The 1,867-nt window shown below is 47.1% G+C and carries 3 protein-coding genes and 1 pseudogene; 1 reads left to right on the top strand and 3 read right to left on the bottom strand.

Annotated features, from left to right (window positions below; translation table 11 throughout):
- The coding region (locus tag B3180_RS12845; protein WP_286844962.1) for a RimK/LysX family protein at nt 1-147 on the bottom strand (147 nt) is incomplete at its 3' end.
- Nucleotides 148-297: 150 nt separating this feature from the next.
- On the opposite strand from B3180_RS12845, the gene B3180_RS12850 reads away from it, so the two are divergent.
- Nucleotides 298-1,032 (top strand): EAL domain-containing protein, encoded by a 735-nt coding sequence (locus tag B3180_RS12850; RefSeq protein WP_278358249.1) that lies wholly within the window; start codon nt 298-300, stop codon nt 1,030-1,032.
- Here B3180_RS12850 and B3180_RS12855 read toward each other — a convergent pair whose 3' ends face one another.
- Both B3180_RS12855 and B3180_RS12860 read right to left on the bottom strand, forming a co-directional pair.
- A complete protein-coding gene (locus B3180_RS12855) occupies nt 1,033-1,710 on the bottom strand; it encodes a DUF2982 domain-containing protein (RefSeq protein WP_278358248.1) in 678 nt (225 codons plus the stop codon).
- An 18-nt stretch (nt 1,711-1,728) separates the two neighbouring features.
- Nucleotides 1,729-1,867 (bottom strand): annotated as a pseudogene (locus tag B3180_RS12860) (DNA mismatch repair protein MutH); the annotation flags it as partial.

The following is a 1,867-nucleotide window of genomic DNA, read 5'->3' on the forward strand; positions in this document are numbered from 1 at the left end:
CAGCCACTCTTTATTGTCGCGCTCAAATGGCTCTAATTTAAATGCATGCAAACACGACGTTTTCGCGCCAGTATCAACTTTCATATGAATTGGGTTAATATGGAGCTCAGGAAGTACGCCCCACTCTTGCCAGCCAATTGTTGTCATTGTGCTACCTTGTAATAACTGTTGAATGCTTAATACAGTATTCTGATAAAAACGCAATTTTTATTGATCGATAGTCACAGTTTTTACGTTTTTTCTCAAACCTGATACTTTAGTCCGGTATGAGCTATACAACTTCTTTGAGGATAGTCTATGTCTGCTTGCCCAACCTGTAACTGCCGCAAACCTCTTGGGTTTGGCATTAAAATGGCGTTTCAGCCAATTGTAGACATTTCCAGTAAAACGGTATTTGCTTACGAGGCTTTGGTGCGGGGCGAAAACGGTGAAGGCGCAGGCCGCATACTGGGGCAAGTGACTGAAGACAATAAATACACCTTTGACCAAAGTTGTCGGGTGAAAGCTATTGAAACGGCTTCGCGCATTAAATTGCCGGGTAATTTAAGCATTAACTTTATGCCCAATGCCATTTACGAGCCCGAAACCTGTCTGGCAAAAACCTTAGAAACGGCGACGAGAACCAACTTTGACCGTAATAACATCATTTTTGAAGTCACTGAGCAGGAGCAAGTGGTCAGTCAGCAGTTTCTAGTAGAAGTGTTTGAAGCTTATCGCAAAGAAGGTTTCAAAACGGCCATTGACGATTTTGGCGCCGGTTATGCCGGACTGAATTTGTTGTCCGACTTTCAGCCGGACATTCTGAAAATTGACATGAAACTGATTCGTGATATTTGCCAGAATAAAGTCAAACAAACCCTGGTTCGCTCTATTCAACAAATTGGTGAAGAGCTTGGCATTCAACTTATTGCCGAGGGTATTGAAACCGACGACGAATACAAATACCTGCGCGACAACGGCATTACTTTAATGCAGGGCTACTATTTCCAAAAGCCTATGCTGGAAGCGATTCAGGACGTTAATTTTCCGTAATTACGCATCCGTATCACCGTTTCGTGTGGCCTGTAACTTCTGCAAATGCGCTTTAAAGTCGTAAATGTCGCGGTCCAGCGCCGCAGAGCTGACGTATAAATCGTAACCAAGCAGCTCCCGCATTTGTTCCATGCGTTTGCCAAAGACCCCAATAAGCCCTTTGTAAACCTTACCGCTAGGGCTTATGTAGCTGTCCGGAATATCGAAGTAGGGTGTGTAGTCTTCCCGGTCCGGAGCCTGGTGCCGCAGCGCCATGGTCAGTAACTGGCGTTGTTCAAACAGCAGGGCAGAGGCTAAGCGGGGTGAAATGTCGTCCAGAACTTCCTCTACGTGGTAAAGCCGAAAGCCAATAAAAGGCGCGTCTTCTAGCTCCATAACCCGGTTCACCCTTGGTACGTCATAGCGAATAATGTTTTCCCAGCGGATCTCCCACTGACCACGGCGGTGCAAATAGCGAATGCCCTCGGGGGTTATTACCAAGGACACCGGTGGCTCTATTAATTTGCCGATGCCCAGCAGCATCAGAATGCCGGATGCCGCACCCAGAACCACAGAAAGACCAATCGGAATATCGTCACGAATAAGATGCAGAAACACCAGCAGCGCAAACAGCAATACCGCTAACCCACAAAAGGTCAGGGCGTTGCGTCGGGCCTGAGGGCTGACATCAAATTGCATAGTTCCTCCTGTGCTTATTCATGCAAACATCCGCTGCAATATTCTGCGGGTGAACTCTTTTTTCAAATAAAAACCCCGGGGGCGTACTTCAATGATAGTCCCCTCCGGGCCAATAGCCTCGGTCAGCGCTGAGCCGTCTGCCGCTTTAGGGCGAATT

Origin of the sequence: Idiomarina sp. UBA4206 (assembly GCF_002383015.1) — a bacterium.
Taxonomy (GTDB): Bacteria; Pseudomonadota; Gammaproteobacteria; order Enterobacterales; family Alteromonadaceae; genus Idiomarina; species Idiomarina abyssalis.